Source organism: uncultured Aquitalea sp., from assembly GCF_945957525.1.
Classification (GTDB): Bacteria; Pseudomonadota; Gammaproteobacteria; order Burkholderiales; family Chromobacteriaceae; genus Aquitalea.
On sequence record NZ_CAMFLA010000002.1, the window covers coordinates 152,832 to 171,421 of the forward strand.

The following is an 18,590-nucleotide window of genomic DNA, read 5'->3' on the forward strand; positions in this document are numbered from 1 at the left end:
CCAGCGGCATGTCATGATGTGCCAGAAAAGGCACAGGGCCGGCAGGCGCCGGCCCTGTTCAGCGGCGGCGATCAGATGGTGGTGCTGAGCAGATTGCCGGTGCTGCTCTGATTGCTGGACTGGCGGCTTTCCAGATTGTTCAAGAGCGCGGTCAGGAAGGACTGCAGGGTAGCCGAGCTGCTGCTGGAACCGGAGCTGCCGTCGGAACTGGCGGCACTGCTGTCGCTGCTGGTGCCGCTGGAACTGGAGCCATTGGCAGCCTGGATGCTGCTAACCAGATTGCTGAAGTCGCTCTGCAATTTGCTGACGGTGCTGTCGCTGCTGCTGGAACTGTTGCTGATCGAGGAAATCAGCTGTTGCAGCTTGCTGTCCATCGAGCCATATGCCGACGCCGCGCTGCTTGCGCTGGTGCTGGAGGTGTCGCTGGTGCTGGTGCTGTCCGAACTGCTGCTCTGACTGCGCAGGGCGCTGAACAGATCGTGCATCAGCGTATGCAGCGCTTGCATCGGGTTGGTGCTGGCGTTGCTGCCGTCGTCGCTGTCGCCATCCCCGTCGCCGCCTCCGGGCGGCGGAGGGGGAGGGAGGCTGGCCGCCTGCAGGTCGGAGCTGGTGTCGCTGCTGCTGCCGCTGGCGCTGCTGGTGGATGAAGGCTGTTGCAGGGTGAGCCCGATTGAACTCAGCGCCGATGCAATGCTCTGCATGAATTCGTCGTTGCCGCCCCTGCCGTGATGCCTCCCATGACTTTGAACCGTTCCGCTGCTCGAGCTGGAGCTGGACGATGTCGAGCTTAGCCAGTTCGTATAGAGCGAGGAGGTGTTGCCGATGCCTGAAACGCTCATGATGGACTCCTGAACTTGAAATGATGAAGGCGAAGGCCGTCTCCGGCACTGTCGCAGCCATACCCCTTAGCAATTTATCGGCCCAAGCCACCGCCATGGCACGGGGAAAAAGGTAAATACGCGTTATCAGGCGTTAAGAGATGTAAAGCGCAAGCGGCCGCCAGGCAGTCTGAGAGGCGACTGGCGGGCGGCGCGACGATCTGTCATCAGCAGGAATGGCAAAAATTGCCGCCGCAACCTTACCGAAACCAGCCGTAAAGGCTTGGATTCGGCAAGGTTGGCCGAAGAAATGGCTTTGGCGGCAAGGTTTTGCCGTTGGTTGGCGCGTCGCAACCGATATTCTGCTTTGCGGGGCGCTGCAAAAGCGCATCGCTCGGCAGGAGCTGGCGGTTTTTCCTAGTCTTGATGCGGGGGCGGCGGCTGATCCGGGCCGGGCATCGGTGGTGTTTCACGCCAGCGTACGCGTTCTTCCGGGCTCAGAATGGCTGCGATTTTCCGTTCTGTCTCCACCAGCAGCCGGGTGCGTTCCATGCTGTTGTCGGCGAGGCGCTGGATCAGCTTGTCCATGTCGGCCTGCTGGTATTGATTGGACGTGGCCAGCTGGTGAATGGCGGCCATGGTTTCATGTTCGCGGTGAAAGGCGTCGTCGATGGCGGTATCGTGCTGTTGCAGCAGCAGACGGGCTTGCGACAGGCGGCTTTCAGCGACGCCTGCACGTTTCAGCTGCTCCATCAGCGGATGCCCCGCACTGTGAGGCGGGTGCCTGGGGGGCGGGTTCGCGGCGTCGCAGCGCATGGGAGCCGGCGCGTTGTCGGCCATCGCCGTTGCAGCCGGCAAGGCCAGCGTCAGCAGAACGAGCGCCGGCAAGAGGGTGGAATGAAGGAGCGGCATGAGAAACCTCCGGGCGGGTTGATCATGTCGCTAGTGTGGATCTGCTGCTTGTTAAGTGCTGTCATGCCGGGGTAAAGCTGCTACAAGTCATGTAAAAGCGGGTAAAGGGGCTTTTCTTTCAAGGCCGCTGAGGGATCATGTCGGGCTGCTTGCTCCATGTGGGGCGGGAAGTGGAATACAGGAAGGTTATGCGCATACTGTTAGTGGATGACGACGCCGAGCTGACCAGCATGCTGGCCAGCTATCTGGAGCGGGAAGGCTGCATCGTGGGCCGGGTGCTGGAAGGCGCCAGCGGCGTGGTGCAGGCGCTGTCCGGACATTACGACCTGATGGTGCTGGATGTGATGATGCCTGGCTTGTCCGGGGTGGAGGTGCTGCGTCGCGTTCGCGAGCACAGCATGCTGCCGGTCATCATGCTGACAGCCAAGGGCGACGATATGGATCGGGTGCTGGGGCTGGAGTTGGGCGCGGATGACTACGTACCCAAGCCGTGCACACCGCGGGAGTTACTGGCGCGTATCCGCGCCATCTTGCGCCGCGCCGGCGGACAGGCCGGTTCGACAGACCCGGAGGTGCTGCGCGAAGGCAGCTTGCAGCTGTGGCCAGGAGAGCGCCGGGCCGAGTGGGATGCCGCCGCCGTCGAGCTGACCAGCACCGAGTACAGCCTGCTTGAGTTGCTGGTGCGCCAGGCCGGTCAACCGGTCAGCAAGGACGTGCTCTCGCGCGAGGCGCTGGGCCGGCCGCTGGCGCGCTTTGACCGCAGCGTGGACGTGCACATCAGCAGCATCCGGCAAAAGCTGGCTGCGCTGGCTGGCGACAGGATGTTGATCCAGACCGTGGTGCGGCGCGGTTATCAGTTCATCAAGGCCTGACGCATGGGTCGCCTCTTCTGGAAGCTCTTCCTCTTCATCCTGCTGGCCCAGCTGACCACCGCCATGGGCGTGGGGCTGGTGTTCTCTCTGCGGCACAAAGCCGAGCGCGAAGCGTTGAAGATGCATCCGAACGACGCCGCGGTCATTGCGCTGGCCAGCAAGGTGTTGGCCGAAGAGGGCGAGCCGGGGCTGCGCCGCAAATTGCAGGAATGGCAGAGCATGCCCTTGCCGCGGGTTTTTGCCGTGGACGGCGAGGGCAAGGAAATCCTGCAAAGAAAACTGCCGGCCGGCGCGGGCCTTGTGAAGCAAAGCGTCAATTTGAAAGACGGCCGCCACTGGCAACTGCTGCTTGAGCCCCCGCCGCCGCCGCCCGGCATGGAACGCATACCGCCCAGCCCGGGCCATATTCCCTTGCCGGCCCTTTTTGGCGCTTTGTTTGGCAGCCTGTTGTTCGCCGCCTTGCTGGCCCAGTATCTGTCCAAGCCCATTCGCCTGATGAGCGAGGCATTCCAGTCGGTGGCCGAGGGCAATATGGACGTGAACCTCTCCGGGAAAATAGGCAGGCGTCGCGATGAACTGGCTGATCTGGGACGTGAGTTCGATCGCGTGGCCTTGAGGCTTAAGCTGCTTATCGAGGGGCGCCAGCGTTTGCTGCACGATGTCTCCCACGAATTGCGCTCGCCGCTGGCACGTATCAGCGCGGCGGTGGATTTGGCCCAGCAGCAGCCGGAAAAAATGGATGACTGGCTGGCGCGCATCCAGCGCGAAAGCGAGCGGATGGACGTACTGGTGGGTGAGATACTGGCAGTGGCTAGGCTGGACGCGGCCGCCGGCCAACGACAACTGCAATCCATTCCGCTGGCCGAATGGCTGGATGAGCTGCTGTCCGACGCCGCATTTGAGGCGGAGAGCCATGGCGGCACGGTCGAGCTGGTCAATCACGGGCCGGACACCCTGCATTGTGAGCCGGAGCTATTGGCGCGCGCTGTGGAAAACGTATTGCGCAACGCAATCCGCCATGGCGGAGCGGGAGGGCGGATTCTGTTTGTGGTGGATCAGGACAACGGCGGGGTGCGATTCACCGTTGCCGATCGTGGGCCGGGCGTGCCTGAGGCAGAGCTGGAGTCCATTTTCCAGCCCTTCTTTCGCAGCGCGCATGCGCAGGCAACCGGCGGCTACGGCCTCGGGCTGGCGTTGGCCCGGCGGATCGTCGAAGCGCACGGCGGCGTCATCCGCGCCGCCAACCGCGTTGGCGGCGGGTTGGAGGTAGTCATCGAGTTGACTGCCTGAGCGCAGTTTGTTCCCTAAAGAAAAAGACCCGGCAAGCCGGGCCTTTTTCTGGGTGTGGTGCGGGGCTGCGTAATTGATCAGTCCAGATCGACGTTGCGGCATCCCCATAGCCAGGTCAGTACGAAACCACCGCCATACGCAGCCAGCAACCCGGCCAGGTAAATGCCGATCGCTGGCAGCAAACCCTGTGGCGAGGTCATCAGGGGCAGCGACGCCAGTCCTGAGGGCCCGTATACCGTGTTCAGCCCCATGGGTCAGCCCATCCTAGCAAACAGTCCAATCACGAATCCGCCAATGGCGTCGCCACAGCGGGCGGTGACGAAGGGTTTTACCCTGGCCAGCGTGACGCCGTAGATCAGCGGTTCTCCCACGCCGAGAAAGCCCGGGAGGATGGCCCCCTTGATCTGCCGGCGCAGTAGTCCGGCGCGCGGCGTGCGCGTGCACAAGGTCAGCGCAACCCCCACCTGACCGGCTCCGACCATGGCCAGTACGGGAAACAGCGAGTTGAAGCCTTGCGTATCCATCGGCGCGAAATAGACCGGTACCAAACCCTGGTGCACCCCGAACATCACCGCCATCAGAAACAGGCCCGCCAGCACCGCCGAACGCAGCGGATTGCCTCCCAAGTGGCCGAACAACTAGGACATGCCGTCAAACAGCACCACGCCCAAGGGCTTGATTGCGAGGTAGGTGGGCGTCCCGGCCAGCAGCAGGGTGATGAGCGGTGTGAGGAAAACGTCCAGATTGTCCGGTATCGCTCTGCGCAGGCGTTGTTCTATGCGCGCTCCCGCCATGGCGGCCAGGTTTTCCGCCGCTCGCTGTGCCTTGGCTGGTCCCAGTACGATCTGCAATTGCCCTTCGCCGTCGATCACGCCAAGCACGCCGGCAACCTGCTTCAGCGCGCTGCGGTCAAGCTGCGCGCTGTCTGCCGGCGTCAGCCGCAACCGGGCCATGCAGTTGCCGCTCTGGCGGATGTCGCCAGCGCCGCCGCAGGCGGCAAGGATGGCGACCAGTTGTTCAGTCATGGCGCGTCGCCTTCTTTTGGCCGGCAGCCATGATGGCGGGCAGCAGGCGGCCCTTGTGGTTCGCCAGCAGGCTGCGCGCGCCTTGCGCGTCCAGTTTGCCCAGTGGCATCTGGATGGCGGTTTTGCAGTGCCGGCCACTGGCGGCCAGCAACTCTTCCGCTTTCTTGTGATCGCAATTGCAGGCTTGCATGACAATGCGCGCCTGCCGCGCTTCCAGTTTGGCGTTGGTGACTGCTACATCCACCATCAGATTGCCGAACACTTTGCCCAGCCGCACCATGCCGGCGGTGGAGATCATGTTGAGGACCATTTTCTGCGCAGTGCCGGCTTTGAGGCGCGACGAGCCTGTCAGCACCTCCGGTCCGGTGTCGGGGTTGATGGCGATATCAACGATGGCGGCCATGGCGCTGTGCGGATTGACGCTGAGGCCGATGGTCAGCGCGCCTGTGCGGCGGGCGTGTTGCAGGCCGGCCAGGACGTAGGGCGTACGGCCGCTGGCGGCGATGCCGATGACGCAGTCCTGTGGGGCGAGGTGGTGTTCTCGCAGCGTGGTCCCGGCGGCGGATTCGTCATCTTCGGCTTTTTCCATGGCGTGGAATACGGCTTCGCGGCCGCCGGCGATCAGCGCAATGATCTGGTCCGGTGCGGTGCCGGGTGGGCGGACACTCGCTGGCGTCCAGTACGCCAAGCCGGCCGGAGGTGCCCGCGCCCAGGTAGAACAGGCGGCCGCCTGCGTCCAATCGCGCCGCAATCGCTTCCGCCGCGGTGGTGATGGCAGGCAGGCATTCGGCCACGGCGCGATGGACGAGGGCGTCTTTCTAGTTCATTAAATGCTGGATTTGCCAGGTGCTCATGCTGTCCAGCTGGCGGCTGGCGTTGAGGGAGCGTTCGGTAGCGAGCTGGTCGAGACGGGTTTCCATGACGGCTTCCATGTGGGTTGGCCGTGGGAGAGTAGACTGGCTGTCCAGTCGGGTTGGCCGAAGGGCGGGCACTGTTGCGGCTATTTCGGAATTTTCCAAAAAAAAGCCGGCCACCGTGGCCGGCTTTGTCGCCTGTCAATTTTTTGATCGCAAGCCGCCGGAGTTGCCCAGCTCTTCCAGCAGATGGGCGGTGGTGCTGCCCGACAAGCGGAAGGGGTCCAGCACCGGGCTGGACGAGTGGCGCAACAGCAGTGCGGCGTTTTTCTTGTCCAGCGGCGCTTGTGCCATGGCCCAGCAGGCGAATTGGCGCTGCTCGATCTCGCGATACTCAAGCAAGGTGACGTCGTGGTGGCGAGGGTCGCGACAGATTTGTTGATACAGCTGGTTGACCTCGGCGCGACCGCCTTCCAGCGCCTGTACGAAAACCTTGTCGCTGTAGCACATGACACCGGTGACGCCTTGGGCGGCATTGCGCGGATGGGCGACATCGAGAATCGATTTTACCAGCGCCGGGGTAATGGTTTCATTGGCGCGGCTGGCGTAGATCAGGCGAACAAGCATGGTCAGTCTCCCTTGTGCATCAAGGACAGGAATTCGCGGCGCAGATTGGCGTCCCGGAGGAAACTGCCGCGCATCACACTGTTGGTCATCTTGGAATTATTGTCCTTCACGCCGCGCCAGTGCATGCAGAAGTGGTCGGCTTCCATCACGATGGCGAGACCGTCCGGCTGCAGCTTGTCCATCAGCAAATCGGCGATCTGCATGACGGCTTCTTCCTGGATTTGCGGGCGCGTCATTACCCAGTCGATCAGGCGGGCGTACTTCGACAGGCCAATGAGGTTGGAATGTTCGTTGGGCATTACGCCCACCCAGACGCGGCCCATGATGGGGCAGAGGTGGTGGGAGCAGGCGCTGCGCACGGTGATGGGGCCGACAATCATCAGCTCGTTGAGCTGTTCGATATTGGGGAATTCCGTGTTGGGCGGGCTGGCTACGTAGCGACCGCGAAACACTTCCTGCACAAACATCTTGGCTACCCGGCGGGCGGTGTCTTGCGTGTTGTGGTCGTTTTCGGTGTCTATCACCAGGCTTTCCAGCACGGACTGCATCTTCTCCGCCACTTCCGCCTGCAGCAGGGCCAGTTCGCCTTCCTGAATGAAGTCGGCGATGTTGTCGTTGGCGTGGAAGCGCTTGCCGGCTTCCCGTAGTCGGTAGCGAATGCGTTGCGAAACGCTGTCTTCCGCGATGGCCTTGTTGTCCGATTTGCTCATGGTGGTGCCTTGTCTTGATGCTGTTCTTGATAGTGCGCACAGGTGGACGCGCGATGGGGCGATCCGTCTGGTTTCGGCGATATTTCGTCTTCAGATGGGGGCGGTCAGGCCTGTTGCAAGCTTGATGGCGCTTTCTGCGCCAGCTTGCCCATGCTGGCGTCGACACGCTGCGCGTTTGCCGGATGGTGCAAGTCTTGCGAGGAATTTTCCACACTGTCAATGAGTGGATTCATTTTGCAACAAGGCATTACCGCCTGATTGGGTCGCTTTTTCCGGTTGGTATGGCTGCAAGTTTCATTTGCGGGAAAAAATCACTCGCACAAAATGTAAATTTGTGTGAATATTTCACACGTCAACCAAATCGCAGGCCGCTCGTCATGACTTCTTCCTTGCTTCACGCTTCACGTTTGTACGCCGCCAACGGCAGCACAAGCCGGCAGGTGAAGTTTCTACTGCGTTCGGCAACGCACTGGACAACGGCGGCGCGCTGGTTGGGTTTTCTGCAAGCACAGCCGGAGCTGGCGGCCGCCATGGCCAGCCAGCCGCAATGGCTGCACAAGTTGCAGCGTCCCTATCTGTGCAAGGCTTTTGGCGCCCAACGCAAGCTGATGGCTTTGCAGGATCACTTCAGCCTGTTTTTGTGGCGCTTTCCTTCGCAGCTTCGGCAAACGCTGCTGACCGAAAGCAAGGTGGAAATAGCCCGGGTGGTCGGCAAGAGCGGGGCAGCCTACCGGGTGATGCTGTCGTTGACGCACACCATGGACAAGGAAGGCGAGCTGATGCTGTCCTTGTTGGCCGAAGAGGGCGACGATCGGCTGACTACGCTGGCGTTTTCCTTTGTGCGTAGCGAATCCGGTCGGTATGAGGCGGTGTTGGGTTGCCTGCAGGGGCCGGCCAGCCGCGACGGGCGTGAACGCTTCCGCGAGATGACGAAGGATCTGCACGGCTTGATGCCCAAGGCGCTGATGATGCGCGCCCTGTACGCGCTGTGCCGCAAAGTGGGCGTGCTGGACGTGTTGGCGGTCAGCAATGCCGGGCATGTGCATAACAGTCGCTGGCGGCGTTATCACGCCATCAGCGCCGACTATGACGCTTTCTGGGAAAGTCTGGGCGGCGCGCCAGCCAATGATTTTTTCTGGCGACTCAGCGCTTTTGCGCCGCAGCGCGATCTGGCCGATGTGCCATCCCGCAAACGCGCGCAGTATCAGCGCCGCCAGAAGCTGGAGACAGAGCTGGAAGACAGCGTGTCCGCGTTCTGGCAAGGATGTGCCGGCGAGGGGGCGCAAGTGCGCTCCTCGTTGGCCGAAGAGGCCCATGCGGCAGCGACGGTGATTTCACCCGTTGTCGCCTGAGGGTGATGGAAGCAGTACCCGCTGAGAGTGACGGGGCCCCGACCTTGATGGTGGGGCCTTCTTTTTTTGTCATGTTGCTTGCCGGGCGGCGGCATCTTGTCGTAGCCGATCGGGCGACGCTCAGGCTTTGCGCCACAGGGTGGCGAAGGGCATCCAGCCGTTATGGCCTGGTTCAAGGCCCGCGATGTCGCTGCTGCCGCGCGCGCCGGCAAGCTGATGGGCCAGGGGCATGAGCAGGCCGTCGTCCTGCAGCCGATCGCCGATGCCCTGGTAAGCCTGCAAGCGCGCTTCCCGCAAGCGCATCTCCTGCACCGCCTGCAATTGCCGCTTCATCCAGATGCCGCCGGCTTTGCCAAGCTGGTTTTGCAGCAGGTGATTGGCGCCGAACCACTCAAAGCAGGCGAAGTCCAGATCGTCGTGAAACACCTCGCCTTGCAGCACCAGATCCATATCCGGCCACCACGGGGCAAACGGGCTGCAAGGGTTGTCTATCGTCACGATTTCCAGGGCGATGCCGGCTTCGGCCAACAGTGCCTCAAGACGGCGGGCCAGCGCCATGGCCGCCGGGTAGGCGGCGGTGCGCAGGCGCAGCCGGGTGCCGGCCGGAAGGGGGGCAGACTCGCCGGAGAGCATGTGCGGCGTCCACTGCGGTATCAGCTGTCTTGCCGCTTGCAAGCCGAAGCCGGCTGGCAGCGTGTCGCGCAGGCGGGCAAGTTGGGCGATAAGGCCTCGTCGGGCAGAGGCCTCGCGCAGGACGGGTCGTTGCGGATTGCACATCAGATAAAAGCAGCCGGTTTCCAGTTGCTGGCTGCCCGGCTCAGCGTGTTGATCCAGGCGCACATCGAAGCACTGGCGCGCGGCGGCCTCGTGGCGCATGACCCATAGCTCGATCCGGTCCAGCAGGGCGCGCGGGCCGTGGTGACCGGCAAAGGCCTCCAGCCGCAGCCGGTGTTCACTATTGATGGCCAGCCGGAAGGGTCCGCTGCCCACCGGCAGCCGGTCGAAACCCCGCTGCCGGCGCGGCGGCACGATGGATGCGCCCGCCGTTACCAGCCGATTGGGCCAGAGCCAGTCCTGACTGGACAGCTGGCAGGTGAAAGCATGCGGATGATGCACGACGACTTGTTCCAGATGGGCGAACAAGGGTTGTAAATGCGAACCGGAACGCGCCAGCCGCAGCAGGCTCTTGCGCACGGCTTCGGCATCCAGAGGCTGTCCGTCGTGAAAGCGCAGGCCGGGACGCAGCCAGAAGCGCCATTGTCGGCCCTGTTGATCCGTCTCCCAGTGATGGGCCAGTCCCGGTGTCAGCTGCTGGCTGATCGGGTCCACTTCGCACAGCCGATCGAACAGCTGGCGCACCAGATGCCCCTCCAGCCGGTTAACGACGAAAGGCGGGTCCAGGCTGTCCGGTGCGCGGGCAATGGCCATGCGCAACTGCAGCAGGTCGTCACCGGCCGGCAAGTAAGCCGGCAGGTGGCTGGCCAGTCGCTCGCGTTGTGCGACGTTCAGGTTGGCGAAGGCTTTTTCCAGTTCCCCGCGCGCCAGCAATGTGCCAAGGCGTTCGATGTCCAGCTCGTCTGGCTCTTTGAACAAGCGCAAGGTGCCGCGATGTCCGCGTCCGCGCGCTGGCTGCCAGCTCAGCCAGCCTGCCTGTTGCATGCGCGAGAGCTGCAAGCGGGCGTTGCGCACGGTGCAGGACCACAGCTCGGCTATGCGCGTCATGCCGGGTTCAGCGGGGTGATGGTCGAATTCACGATGCAGCAGGCGGTATTGGTCCGAGAGCTTCATGATAAAAGAGGAAGTTATTTCGGAAGATATTAACCGTTTTTGGCTTCCGTTTTTCTGCGGATACTCGAATCATTCGTCATGGTTCGAGGTGCGTATGTTCCGTTTTCCACTTCCCGTGCAAGTGTTGCTTGCTTTGTCCCTGCTGCAGGCCGCCGGACGCGCCTTGCTGGCGCCGGTGCTGGTGATGGCCATGAGCGAGCGGCTCGGGTTGGCTCCCGCCGCTGTGGGTCTGCTGATCGGCGCGGCAGTAGCGCTCGCGGCCTTGTCCGGCATCGCTTGCGGTTATCTCATCGACCGTTGGCCGAAGGATCGCCTGTTGCGCGTTTCTTTCCTCGCCATGGGCGCGGCGGCTTTCGGCTTGGGCGAAACGCGGTCCTGGGCGGGCTTTTGCCTGTGGCTGACGGTGATGGAGTGCGCGGCCGCGCTGTCCGGCATTGCCGCCAAGGCGATTCTGGCGGAGTGCCTGCCTCCAGAGCGCAGAGGGAAGGTTTTCTCGCTGCGCTACACCCTGATCAACGTCGGCTTCGCCCTGGGCCCCTTGTTGGGCGCATGGCTGGCGCAGTGCTCCATGTATGGTCCGTTCCTGCTGGCTGGCGCGCTGATGTTGGCGGCGGCTGCAAGTCCTTTGTGCTTGAGGCCGGCAGCGCGCTCATCCGAGCGCTTGCCGGGCTTTCGGCAAACCTTGCGCCTGCTGGCCAGCGACCGGCAACTGGTGCTGTTTACCCTGGGCAGCTTGCTGACCACCATGGCGATTGGTCGGTTCTCGGACTACCTCTCGCTGTATCTGTTGCAAGCGCGCTCCGGCATGGAGGCCATGCGCTGGGTATCCTTGCTGATTACCTGCAATGCGTTTGCCGTGATCGCGCTGCAGTTTTTTGCCGGCGCCTGGCTGGAGAGGGGCAAGCTGCTGAGTTGGATTTCCCTTGCCTGCCTGCTGCTGGCGGCCAGTCTGGCCGGTTGGGCCTTGAGCGACAATCTAGCGGTCTGGTGCGGCTGGATGCTGGTGTTTACCGTGGGGGAGGTGCTGCTGGTGCCGGCGGAATACCTGTTTGTCGACCGCATTGCGCCGGAAGCGCATCGCGGCAGCTATTACGGCGCGCAGTCGCTGTCATCGCTTGGCAATGCCGTCAGTCCGGTGGCGGCGGGCGCGACGCTGGCGCTGTTGCCCGGTTCGGCGATGCTGTGGATGTTGGTGCTTTGCGTGCTGGCAGGTGTCGTTTTGATGCGGGCGGCCGGGGCGAAGGCCCGCACCGAGGCTGCGCCGGCTTGCCTGCAAAGCTCATGAGTTTGCTTGCCGTGAAGTAAAGTTTTCGCGCATTTGACTTAAGTCCTTGGTACAGTCGGAACATTATTGCTACTGTCATCAATACAGTCGTACCAGAGAGAGTCACATGCTGAAGAAATTGTTCGGCGGCCTGCTTGGCAAGGAAGAGCAGGCTGTTCCCGTTCCGCAGTCCACGCCCGCTGCCGCGCCTGCGCCGCTGGAGACGCCCGCTTCCGCTTCCGCCGCGGCCTCGCCGCTGGATCAGGTGCAGTCGCTGGGTTTTGTCGCCCATCAGCCGGTGCAGGACAAGGATCAGCGCGTGGTGGCCTATGAGTTTACGGTCAAGGGCGGCGCCGAGCGCGCCAAGACCGCCGACCATCAGCGTACCTTCGACCGCCTGTTGCTCAATACCCTGCGCAACATGAATGTGTTCCGCCTGCTGGCCTATCGCCGCGCTTTTATTCATGTGTCGCTGGCCTCGCTGCCGGATCTGCCGCCGCCCGATTTGCCGGTGGGCAGCTGTATTTTCATCCTTGAAGCGCTGGAAGGCGATGTGCTGGACGAGGCGCTGATGGCCCGCCTCGATGCCTTGCGTCAGCAGGGCTTGCGCTTTGCGGTGGAGCCTGCGCGTTTTGGCAGCAATCCGGCCGCTTTGCACCTGTATCAGCGATTGGATTATCTGGTGCTGGACTTTGCCGCGCCCAATACCCGGGCACTGTTTCCCTTGTTGGAAAAGCTGCCGCAACGCTTCCCCAATGTGCGTTGGCTGGCCCGCAACATCAATTCCGCCGAAGAGCTGGAGTTGTGCCTGCATTCGCCTGGCAGTCAGCATTTCGCGCTGTTTCATGGCTCTTATCTCAGCGTGGCGCAGCCGCGCAATACGGAAACCCGCAAGGAAGCGCCAAGCCAGGGCCGGGTACTTGAAATCATGCGATTGTTGCGCGCCAACGCGCCCACCGCCGACATCGAGGCCCAGTTCAAGCTGGATTCGCTGCTGTTGTTCAAGCTGATGCGTTATGTGAACTCGCCGGTCAACGGGCTGACCCGCAAGATCCAGACCATCGAAGAAGGCATCATGCTGCTGGGGCGCAACAACCTGTTCAAGTGGTTGTCCCTGATGCTGTTTACGGCGGAGGACGACAGCGGGGCCACGCTCACCCAGATGGAAAAGTCGCTGATTCGCGGCCGTTTCATGGAAGAACTGGGGCTGGCGCGGGGCAACCGCCTGGAAGCCGAACACCTGTTCCTGACGGGCATGTTCTCGATGCTGGGCGGCTTGCTGGGTGTCAGCCTTGCCGATGCGCTGGCGCCGCTGGGACTGCCGATGATGGTGTCGGATGCACTATTGCACGGCAAAGGCCTGTTTGCCGAACCCTTGCAACTGGCCCAGGCCTGCGAGCAGGACGACAGCGAGGCCATCGCCGCGCTGTGCGATGCTCAGCAGGTGAGTCTGGAGCAAGTGACCAGCATCTATATGGAAGCGGTGGTGTGGGCGCAGGAAGTGCTGAAGGACAGCGATGTGCAGAGCAATGTCGAGGGTGTGTGACATCGTCGCCTGACCGCGCAGCGCAAGAAAAAAGGAGAAGCCCGGCTTCTCCTTTTTTCTTGCTAGCCATGTCGCCGCGCCGTTCAGGCCAGCAGGGTGTCCAGCTGGGGGAAGCGATGGCGGAACAGGCCGTCCTCGTCGGCCTGCGCGTGGTTCCATGCCACCTGGAATGCGGCCTCGTCGTCGTAAGGCTGGGCAACGATCTGCATGCCGGTGGGCATGCCGTTGGCGGCCAGGCCGGTTGGCGCGGAGATCACCGGATAACGGTTCAGCAGGTTGAAGGGAGGTGTGGCCGCCCAGCCCAGATAGCTGTCCACCGGTTTACCGTCCACCGGGAAAGTGGGCGAAGCCACCGGGTCCAGGTCGGCCAGCAGCTCTGTGGTGTAGGTAGTGGGGCAGAGGAAAGCGCGATAGCCTTGACTCCAGACCTTGCGCTGCATGTCCTGATGCAGCTCGCTGGCCAGCTCAGCCGCGCCGGCGACGGAAGCGGGCCGGTCGCGGTAGTCCCGCCACAGCTTTTGCACATAACTGGTGAGGCTGGGGTAAGCGGCATCCGGCAGCGACTGCAGGTATTCGGTGAAGAAGATGCCGAAGATGCCTTCCAGCAAGACCGTGGCGACGCGATGCATGTCCCAGCTGATATCCACTTGCTCCACTACTGCGCCGCGCCGGCGCAGACCGTCCAGCGCGCGTTGCAGATTGGCGCGCACTTGCGGGCAGACGGCTTCCGCGCCCAGCGTGGGGTGCCAGGCGATGCGCCAGCCGGCGAGGTCGGGATAACTGGCGGGCAGGACTTGCTTGGGCAGGGTGGCGTAGCTGGCCGGGTGCGGGCCGGAGATGATGTTCTGCATCAGGATCAGGTCGTCAATGGTGCGCGCCAGCGGACCCTCGGCGGCAAAGGCGAACAGTTCTTCGCCGCCGCCGGTGGGCAGTCGGCCAAAAGGCGGTTTGTAACCGTACAGGCCTTGAAACGCCGCCGGGATGCGGGTGGAGCCGGCCATGTCGCTGCCGGTGGCCAGCGGGCTCAGGCCGGCGGCCACGGCTGCCGCGCTGCCGCCGCTGGAGCCGCCGCAGGTGTAGCGCAGGTTCCAGGGGTTGCGCGTGACGCCCCAGCGTCGGCTCCAGGTTTGGCCCAGTGTGCAGAATTCCGGATTGGTGGTTTGCAGGTGCAGGATGGCGCCGGCCTCCACCAGTTTGTCGACGATGGGGTGGTTGTGCTCCGGCACATAATCGTCAATGGCTAGCGAGCCAACCGTGTTGGGCCAGCCGGCCACATCGGTTTCCTCTTTCACGGCTACCGGCAGGCCCTCCAGGGGACGCGCGGTGCCCTGGCGATAACGTTCCGCCGCAGCCCGGGCCTGGGTCAGGGCCTGCTCGGCATAGATGCGGGTGGTGGCATTTACCGGACCCTTGAGCGCTTCGGCGCGCGCAAGCAGGGCCTGCATCAGCTCGACCGGGTCGAGACTGCCGTTGCGAAAGCGGCGCAGGGCGTCGCTGGCGGAGAGGTAACACAGGGATGAAGTCATGATGTGCCTTCTGCTTAAAAGCTGTACACGGCTTGCGCCGCCATGGTGGCGTTGCTCTTGCGCGTAGTGCCGTCGGTGGTGTCGAAAGTGGCTTGGCTGGAAAGGTCGTAGCGGGCTTCCAGCTTCAGTTGCAGTTGCTCGCTGGGGTAGAACAGCAGAGCGGCGGTAAGCGCCTGCCGTTTGGCGCCCTTGCAGGCTGTCGCACCGTTGGCGGCGACGCAGGCCGGGTCGCTGCCAAAGCCGTTGATGCCGTCATGGCCGTTGTCGCCCAGCCATAGGTTGGGGTTGCCGCCGCCGCCGCGACTGTTGTCCAGATAGTCGTAGCGCAGGGTCCAGCCCATCTTGCCGAACAGCGAGGAATTAAAGCGGTGATGTCGCAGCAAGGACAGGCCCCACCAGACGGCCCGGCCGCCATCCAGCGCATCGCCGCCGGCGCTGCCGTAATCCAGTTGCGCGTTCCAGGTGTCCTGCAGATTGCTGTTGCTGATGTCCAGCTCGCTGTAGAACATGCTCTGATAGGGCGAGGCTGTGCCGGAGTAGTTACTGGCGGTGCCGCGGCCCAGATAGCCGGACCAGCCGATGTCGATGTTGTTGGTGTAGAGGTAGTCCATGCGCCAGGTGAAGGAGGGCACATTGTTGCGTTTGCCATCCACCGAGGCTGGCTCCACATGCCCCACTTCGTTGCCCAGCATGCCTTTCCACAGCCAGTTGCCCGAGATCCACTGTGCGCCTGCGCCGACAAAGGTGCCCGGTTCGCTGAAGTCGAACAGCAGGTTGTGGGTGATGGTGAGCGTTTGCGGGCTGGTGGCCACTTCATAGCCGGCAAAGGACTGCAACTGCCCGGCGTACACCTGCCAGTGCTGATCAAGCGGGAAAACAATCTGCGCCGCGTTGATGATGCTGTTGTTGCTGCCCGAGGCGTTTACCGCCGAGGTCATGCCGATGCCGCGATTGGGCATCAGCGAGATGTCGGCATAGGGCGCCATGGGGCCGGAGCCGAAGCTCTTTTTGATGTCCAGATATACGTCGCCGATGTTGGAGGCGTCGTAGGCGTAGCTGTTGCTGTGATTGACGAAAGTGAAGCCGGCTTTGCGCTGATTGCGGTTGTAGCTGTAGTAGGGGTCGAGATAGCCGCTGATGGACAGATTGGCCAGCGGGCCGGTGTCGGCGTCCTCGCCCAGCTTGTCCACCTTCAACGCCAATGCGGCGATGCGCTGGCGGGAGTCCTCGTCGGCTTCGGTATTGGCCTGGGCCGGGCTTTCGGCCAACCTTGCCTGCAAGGCGCTGACCTGGCTTTGCAGGGCGGCGAGCTGCGCCTTGAGCTGATCCAGTTCGTCGGCGCGCGCTTGCCAGGGCAGGCCGGCAAGCAACAGCGCCATCAGGGTAAGCGGGAATTTAGGCATGTCGGTCTCCTGGCTCAGCGTCCGGTCTTGAAACCGGCCCACAGCCGGGTCATCTGGCGCATCAGCTCGGGCGAGAGCCCCTGGATGGGCGTGAGGCGCTGCAAGGTGGTGGCGTCCGGGTTTACCGAGGCGTCGTTGCGCACTTCAGCCTTTACCAGCGCATTGGCCACCTTGTTGGCGCTCAAGTAGTAGGTGTTGTCGCTGATGTCGGCATGCACTTCGGGGGTTTCGATGTAGTTGAGCCACTTGTAGACGGCGTTGATATTGGGCGCGTCGCGCGGCACGGCCATCACGTCGAACCAGATGGCGGAGCCCTCTTTGGGGATGATGTAGTCGATCTGGAAATTCTTCTTGCTCTCCTTGGCCTGCAAACGGGCCTGCATCACGTCGCCGGACCAGCCGATTGCCACGCACAGATCGCCCAGCGCCAGATCGCTGACATAGCTGCTGCTGTTGAATTGGGTGATGTAGGGGCGAATGCCTTTCATCAGCTCATAGGCGTCTTGCAGGTCTTTGCTGTTGGCCTTGTTGAGGTCGCGCTTCAGGTAGCGCAGCGCAGCGGCAAACACATCGCCGGGCGAATCCAGCAGGCCGACGCCGCAGCTTTGCGCGCGGGACAGGTATTTGGGATTGAACAGCAGCTCCCAGCTGTCGTAGGGCGCCGCCGGCCCCAGCAACTGACGCGCCTTGCTGTTGATGACGAGGCCGGTGGTGCCCATGGTCCAGGGAATCGCGTATTGGTTGCCGGGGTCCACGGTTTCCAGCTTTTTCATCAGCACCGGGTCCAGATTCTTCCAGTTGGGGATGCGGCTCTTGTCCAGCTTCTGATACAGGCCGGCCTGGATCTGGTTGCGCAAGTAGGCCGAAGACGGCACCACCACATCGTAGGCGGAGTGGCCGGCCAACAGCTTGGCTTGCAAAGTGTCTTCGCTGTCGAAGGGGTCGTAGCGCACCTTGATGCCGTAATCCTTCTCGAACTTTGGCACGGTGTTCTTGCCGGCGTAATCGGCCCAGTTGAAAAAGTTGAGGACTTCGGCGCTGACCGAGAAGGCGGCGCAACCGAGGCCGACCGCCAGAGCGAGGCGGGGCAGAGTCTTGCTGAGCATGGCGTCTCCATGACAGGTTGATGACGGGTAGAATCTCTCAAAGACCCCGGGGCGGCGCTGTCCCCCAACGGGGGGACAAAACAGAAGGGGGAGCATCATGGGGGGAGACGCCTTGCCGCTGGACGCGGCGGCGGCGCTGGTAGCCAGCCTGGGCAGCCGGGAGTTGCCCGAACGCTTGTGGGATGTGCTGTCAGCCCGCTTGCCGTTGTGTCATTTGTCCGCCGCGCGCTTCAATCAGCCGCATCCGGAGGCGGTGATCGCCTCGGTGGACTGGTTGTTCGCCCGCAATATCAATCCGGCGCACGACACCGGCGAAGTGGCGCAGCGCTATGTGGAACGTTACTGGCGCGAAGATCCGTTGTTATCGCACATCAAGCCGCTGCAGGATCCGCAGCTAGTGCTGATCCGTCACAACGACATTCCGGCGGAAGATTACGCGCAGGATGTGTTCCGCAACGAGCTGGTCACGGAAGAATGTAATCTGCTGGTGCGCGGCGAGGGCGGGGTGTACGTGCTGGCGGTGTATCGCATGGCCGGGCAGCCATCGTTCTCGCTGGAAGAGTTGTCTCTGTTGCGGCGCTGGGTGCCGCTATTGCTGGCTTTGCTGATGCAGCATGCCCGCCTGACGGTGTCTACCCGGCGTTCCGAACTACCCTCGCTGCCGCGCCTGTTTGACAAGCGGGTAGCCACCGACGGCGTGAAGCTGTCGCCTCGCGAGCGCGCCATCTGCCATTACCTGCTGCAAGGCTGGTCCGCGCCTAAGGCCGCGCACGCCATGGGCGTGCGAGAATCCAGCAGCAAAACCTATGTTGATCGCGCTTTCGTCAAACTGGGAGTGCGCAGCAAGGCGGAGCTGTTTGACTGGTGTTTGCGTTGTGCTTGAGCGGAAAGAAAAACGGGATGCGCAAGTCCATGAAAATACCGCAGCAGGTGGGCGCGAAACGGACGGAGAAGCCGCTTTCGTCATTCGTCATGCCGACGATGAAATAAGCCTGGGCTGCCGACAAGCTGAAAGCCGCAGGACGGCGGTGTTGCTTTGCCGGCAATGCCGGTGCTTGGGCAACTGTTCCAAGGTGCATGCCTCGATCGCTTAACAAGAGCTTGGGTGGGTGGGAAAATACTAGCTTATTCAGTCTCTTATCCCGGATATTCATGAAGTTTGAACGCGACGACATCCAGTTTTTCTGCGCCTACGTCACTTATTACGCCTTGATGCCTTGCGGCAAACCGCGCGCGGATATTTTGGCGCGTTTTCAGCATATTGACCGTAAGTTTGCCGAACTTGGCGTCTATTGCCGTTTGATTCAGCAGAATCAGGCTGGCTGGCCCAGCTACGAGTTTTACCGGGGCGAGTGCCTGTTGTCGGCCATTCCCTATCGCCTTTATCGCGAAGCCATGGATGATATCGCCAAGCGCAGCTGGCGCTGGGCGCAATTTGTCTGAGCGGTGCGCCCCGGGCCCAGGCAAGGCCGGGCTGGCATGAAAAAAGGCGCCATT

At 62.6% G+C, this 18,590-nt stretch carries 20 protein-coding genes; 7 read left to right on the forward strand and 13 right to left on the reverse strand.

Translation table 11 applies throughout. The features are described from left to right. Window positions 1-71: 71 nt before the first annotated feature. Window positions 72-701, reverse strand: coding sequence for a hypothetical protein (locus tag Q0P52_RS02485; RefSeq protein ID WP_293765488.1), 630 nt, complete (start codon window positions 699-701; stop codon window positions 72-74). A gap of 534 nt (window positions 702-1,235) precedes the next feature. After that, window positions 1,236-1,730 (reverse strand): hypothetical protein, encoded by a 495-nt coding sequence (locus tag Q0P52_RS02490; protein ID WP_293765486.1) that lies wholly within the window; start codon window positions 1,728-1,730, stop codon window positions 1,236-1,238. Between the two features lie 188 nt (window positions 1,731-1,918). Here Q0P52_RS02490 and Q0P52_RS02495 point away from each other — a divergent pair, with 188 nt between their 5' ends. Then, window positions 1,919-2,602, forward strand: a complete 684-nt coding sequence (locus Q0P52_RS02495; protein ID WP_293765485.1) for a response regulator transcription factor — start codon at window positions 1,919-1,921, stop codon at window positions 2,600-2,602. 3 nt (window positions 2,603-2,605) lie between these two features. Beyond that, window positions 2,606-3,892, forward strand: a complete 1,287-nt coding sequence (locus Q0P52_RS02500) for an ATP-binding protein (protein WP_293765484.1) — start codon at window positions 2,606-2,608, stop codon at window positions 3,890-3,892. Between the two features lie 77 nt (window positions 3,893-3,969). Here the strand turns inward: Q0P52_RS02500 and Q0P52_RS02505 are convergent, their stop codons facing one another. The 7 genes from Q0P52_RS02505 to Q0P52_RS02535 all read right to left on the reverse strand — a co-directional run bounded on the left by Q0P52_RS02505 (window position 3,970) and on the right by Q0P52_RS02535 (window position 7,341). Continuing rightward, window positions 3,970-4,143, reverse strand: coding sequence for a hypothetical protein (locus tag Q0P52_RS02505; RefSeq protein WP_293765483.1), 174 nt, complete (start codon window positions 4,141-4,143; stop codon window positions 3,970-3,972). A gap of 3 nt (window positions 4,144-4,146) precedes the next feature. Then, entirely contained in the window at window positions 4,147-4,530 is a 384-nt protein-coding gene (locus Q0P52_RS02510; RefSeq protein ID WP_293765482.1) for a PTS transporter subunit EIIC, read from the reverse strand. Then, window positions 4,531-4,917, reverse strand: a complete 387-nt coding sequence (locus Q0P52_RS02515; protein WP_293765481.1) for a PTS transporter subunit EIIB — start codon at window positions 4,915-4,917, stop codon at window positions 4,531-4,533. It abuts the gene before it with no gap. Continuing rightward, entirely contained in the window at window positions 4,910-5,605 is a 696-nt protein-coding gene (locus tag Q0P52_RS02520; RefSeq protein WP_293813651.1) for an N-acetylmuramic acid 6-phosphate etherase, read from the reverse strand. The genes Q0P52_RS02515 and Q0P52_RS02520 overlap by 8 nt, the downstream gene beginning before the upstream one ends. Before the next feature lie 367 nt (window positions 5,606-5,972). Beyond that, entirely contained in the window at window positions 5,973-6,398 is a 426-nt protein-coding gene (locus Q0P52_RS02525; RefSeq protein ID WP_293764105.1) for a BLUF domain-containing protein, read from the reverse strand. A 2-nt stretch (window positions 6,399-6,400) separates the two neighbouring features. Further along, a complete protein-coding gene (gene folE / locus Q0P52_RS02530; RefSeq protein WP_293764108.1) occupies window positions 6,401-7,108 on the reverse strand; it encodes a GTP cyclohydrolase I in 708 nt (235 codons plus the stop codon). Window positions 7,109-7,212: 104 nt separating this feature from the next. Next, entirely contained in the window at window positions 7,213-7,341 is a 129-nt protein-coding gene (locus Q0P52_RS02535) for a hypothetical protein (protein ID WP_293764110.1), read from the reverse strand. 144 nt (window positions 7,342-7,485) lie between these two features. Here Q0P52_RS02535 and Q0P52_RS02540 point away from each other — a divergent pair, with 144 nt between their 5' ends. Then, window positions 7,486-8,460 (forward strand): VirK/YbjX family protein, encoded by a 975-nt coding sequence (locus Q0P52_RS02540; protein WP_293764113.1) that lies wholly within the window; start codon window positions 7,486-7,488, stop codon window positions 8,458-8,460. A 120-nt stretch (window positions 8,461-8,580) separates the two neighbouring features. Here Q0P52_RS02540 and Q0P52_RS02545 read toward each other — a convergent pair whose 3' ends face one another. Beyond that, window positions 8,581-10,248, reverse strand: coding sequence for an SgrR family transcriptional regulator (locus Q0P52_RS02545; protein WP_293764115.1), 1,668 nt, complete (start codon window positions 10,246-10,248; stop codon window positions 8,581-8,583). A gap of 94 nt (window positions 10,249-10,342) precedes the next feature. Between Q0P52_RS02545 and Q0P52_RS02550 the strand changes: the two genes are divergently transcribed. Continuing rightward, the gene (locus Q0P52_RS02550; RefSeq protein WP_293813652.1) at window positions 10,343-11,533 is read left to right on the forward strand and encodes an MFS transporter; all 1,191 of its coding nucleotides are present in this window, start codon (window positions 10,343-10,345) and stop codon (window positions 11,531-11,533) included. Between the two features lie 106 nt (window positions 11,534-11,639). Beyond that, a complete protein-coding gene (locus tag Q0P52_RS02555; protein WP_293764121.1) occupies window positions 11,640-13,058 on the forward strand; it encodes an HDOD domain-containing protein in 1,419 nt (472 codons plus the stop codon). Between the two features lie 83 nt (window positions 13,059-13,141). Here the strand turns inward: Q0P52_RS02555 and Q0P52_RS02560 are convergent, their stop codons facing one another. Genes Q0P52_RS02560 through Q0P52_RS02570 form a run of 3 tightly spaced genes read right to left on the reverse strand, consistent with a single transcriptional unit; the run spans window position 13,142 to window position 17,093 of the window. Continuing rightward, window positions 13,142-14,584, reverse strand: a complete 1,443-nt coding sequence (locus Q0P52_RS02560) for an amidase (RefSeq protein WP_293764124.1) — start codon at window positions 14,582-14,584, stop codon at window positions 13,142-13,144. 14 nt (window positions 14,585-14,598) lie between these two features. Then, the gene (locus Q0P52_RS02565; RefSeq protein ID WP_293764127.1) at window positions 14,599-15,987 is read right to left on the reverse strand and encodes a DUF3138 family protein; all 1,389 of its coding nucleotides are present in this window, start codon (window positions 15,985-15,987) and stop codon (window positions 14,599-14,601) included. Between the two features lie 14 nt (window positions 15,988-16,001). Beyond that, a complete protein-coding gene (locus tag Q0P52_RS02570) occupies window positions 16,002-17,093 on the reverse strand; it encodes a polyamine ABC transporter substrate-binding protein (RefSeq protein WP_293764130.1) in 1,092 nt (363 codons plus the stop codon). Between the two features lie 97 nt (window positions 17,094-17,190). On the opposite strand from Q0P52_RS02570, the gene Q0P52_RS02575 reads away from it, so the two are divergent. Next, complete coding sequence (locus Q0P52_RS02575; protein ID WP_293764133.1) at window positions 17,191-17,976, forward strand: helix-turn-helix transcriptional regulator; 786 nt, start codon at window positions 17,191-17,193, stop codon at window positions 17,974-17,976. A gap of 269 nt (window positions 17,977-18,245) precedes the next feature. Then, the gene (locus Q0P52_RS02580; RefSeq protein ID WP_293764135.1) at window positions 18,246-18,536 is read left to right on the forward strand and encodes a hypothetical protein; all 291 of its coding nucleotides are present in this window, start codon (window positions 18,246-18,248) and stop codon (window positions 18,534-18,536) included. Window positions 18,537-18,590 lie beyond the last annotated feature (54 nt).